At 72.2% G+C, this 2,510-nt stretch carries 3 protein-coding genes; 1 reads left to right on the plus strand and 2 read right to left on the minus strand.

Annotated features, from left to right (window positions below; all coding sequences use genetic code 11):
- Both ACIRDX_RS22810 and ACIRDX_RS22815 read right to left on the minus strand, forming a co-directional pair.
- Positions 1 to 308 (minus strand): PIN domain-containing protein (locus ACIRDX_RS22810; RefSeq protein ID WP_396627706.1); only part of this gene is annotated, 308 nt, incomplete at its 3' end.
- Complete coding sequence (locus ACIRDX_RS22815) at positions 295 to 558, minus strand: AbrB/MazE/SpoVT family DNA-binding domain-containing protein (protein WP_396627707.1); 264 nt, start codon at positions 556 to 558, stop codon at positions 295 to 297. The genes ACIRDX_RS22810 and ACIRDX_RS22815, both read right to left, overlap by 14 nt.
- Before the next feature lie 148 nt (positions 559 to 706).
- Here ACIRDX_RS22815 and ACIRDX_RS22820 point away from each other — a divergent pair, with 148 nt between their 5' ends.
- Positions 707 to 2,311: an alpha/beta hydrolase gene (locus ACIRDX_RS22820; RefSeq protein ID WP_396627708.1), complete on the plus strand. Its 1,605-nt coding sequence runs from the start codon at positions 707 to 709 to the stop codon at positions 2,309 to 2,311.
- The last annotated feature ends 199 nt before the right edge of the window (positions 2,312 to 2,510 follow it).

Below are 2,510 nucleotides of genomic sequence, written 5' to 3' on the forward strand. Positions count from 1 at the left end.
CGGGCCAGTTCGACCACGAGGCAGTCCGAGAAGCCCAGCGCGGGGCGCCGCCGGAACACGTGGAGCGCAGCCTGCACGGCCTCGGCGTGCTGGAGCACCAGGCTTCGATGGTTCAGCAGCATCTCGATTGCCAGGGCGATCTGGCGGGCATCGCGCTCGTAGACGGTGCCGAGCACCCACGTCGCCTCGACGAGCACGACCACCGACACCCACGCGCCCGGCTCCACGAAGGCATCCGCGCCCTCCGCCTGCCGCGCGTCGTCACGCGCCAGCAGGCGGACGAGCACGTTGGTGTCAACCGCGCGCATGGCGCGTCCGGACGTGCGCCCTGATTCCGTCCTTCAGGGCGCGAAGGGACTGCCTGGCGGGAGGCGCATCGCCGAAGAGGGCGTGCTGGATGTCCTCGGAGGAGTACGTGCCCGAGCGTCGGACGACGATCGCTTCTCCCTCCTGCGTCCACTCCAGCACGGACCCCGGCCCGACGCCGAGCTTGCGTCGCACCTCGGCCGGCACCGAGACCTGGCCCTGGGCCGTGAGCCGTGAACGGGTGATGACCATGGGGCCACATTACCACGGTAATGAGTCGTCGGCCTGCTTCGATCCGCCCCGCGGACCAGCAGCGGCACTGCCTCATGCCGCGGAGTCCGGATGGTGTCGAGGCGCAAGGGGCACACGGCGCCTGCCAGTCGGGGCTGATAATGCCGCCATGCACACCCTGCGCTCCACGGGCCTCGTCGCCGCATGTCTGGCAGGGGCTCTCGCGTTCGGCGCGGCGGCTCACCCTGCCAGTGGCCAGCCCGCGCCGAATGGCTGCCTACCGCTCACGCCGACGGGCACACAGGGCGGCGCGCTGCTGCCCGGGGGGCTCATGAACGTGCGGTTCGGGGGCACCGAGCGCTACCCGATCGCACTCGACGTCTATCCGCACGCCGATGCGGCGACGCGGCCGATCGCCGTCGTGCTGCGCGGCGGGAAGGGGACGATCGGCCAGCGTTCCTCGTACGTCGGGCAACTGGTCGAGCTGTTCGGCGATGCCGGGTACGTCGTGGCGACCATCGACTACCACGCGCCGAGCCTCGACGCAGCGTCGGAGGACCTGACGAGCGCGCTGCGCATGCTGACCAAGTGCCACGCGGCAGCGCTGCACGTCGATCAGTACAAGACCGTGCTCGTGGCCGAGGACAGCGCCGCTCCCATGGCCCTGCTCGTGGCTGCGCGCCTGCGGGAACTGCGGCTCGGCAGGTTCGCCGGTGCACCGGCGCCGCCCGCGTCGGTCGTGGTCGTCGGGGGGCGCTTCACGGATGCGCCGGCTCCGGCCGTGCCGACGCGCATCATCCACGGCGGTGCCGACAGCGAGGTGCCGATCGCGCAGGCTCGCGCACTCTGCGCGCGTGCCACGGCTGGCTGCGACGTGGTCGAGGTACCCGGCGCGAGCCATCGCGTGGAGAACTGGTGGCCGTCGCAGTGGGGCTACAAGGCCGCGCTGCTGTCGTCGCTGGCGTCGCAGGTCGGCACGGTGCCGCCAGCCGCCCGGGCGGCCTCGCCGGGCACGGGGCTGCGTAAGCGGATCGTGTACGACGCCGCCAACCGGTTGGCGCTCGACGCCTGGGTCCCTTCCACGCCAGGGCCGCACGGCGCCGTGGTCCTCGTGCACGGTGGCGGGTGGGAGGCGGGCGATCGCGTCACCTACATCGCGCCGATGCTCGCGCTTGCCGCATCGAAGGGGCTCGCCTGGGTGTCGATCGACTACCGGCTCACGCCCGACGTGACCAACCGCGAGCAGGTCGCCGACGTGAAGGCCGCGCTGCAGTACGTGCGCACGCACGCCGCGGACCTGCGCATCGACCCGGCGCGCCTCGTGCTCGTGGGCGAGTCGGCCAGCGGACAGCTCGTGGCGCACGTCGCGGGCAGCGAGCCGTCGCTGGCTGGCGTGGTGTCGTTCTACGGGGTCTACGACCTCGAAGCGATGGCGGGCGACCCCGCCAACCCGCGATCACTCGCGCGTCGCCTGTTCCGGATCACCAGCCTCGACGCCGCGTCGGTGGCGACGCTGCGCGAGTACTCACCGCAGCATCAGGCGCGCAAGACCTTGCCGCCGATGCTGCTCGCGGTGGGCACGGCCGATCGGCTCGCGGTGCAGCAGCGCGCCTACCTCGCGCGCCTGACCGCGACGGGTGCCGACGTGCAGGGCGTGGAGATCGATGGCGCACCCCACGGCATGGAGGCCTGGCACGAGGAGCCTGCCTGGCGCGTGTGGGAGACGAAGGTCGGCGACTGGATAAGCGCACGGACTGGCGCGAAGAAGCCCTGACGGTGCCGGCGCGTCTCGGGCCTCGGGTCTCAGAAGGGACTGTTGCGGCTGTGCGGACGGTCACCGTCGGGCAAGCCCGACGGCTACGCACTGTACCCGGTACCCGGCGCCCGGCGCCGAGGGACGCCTCGGCGAGCCGTCCCTTACCGAACGTGTCGTCCGCCGTCGACGCGGAGGGTCTCGCCGGTGATGAATTGCG

Source organism: Luteitalea sp. (assembly GCF_044337415.1).
In the GTDB taxonomy this organism is placed as follows: Bacteria; Acidobacteriota; Vicinamibacteria; order Vicinamibacterales; family Vicinamibacteraceae; genus Luteitalea.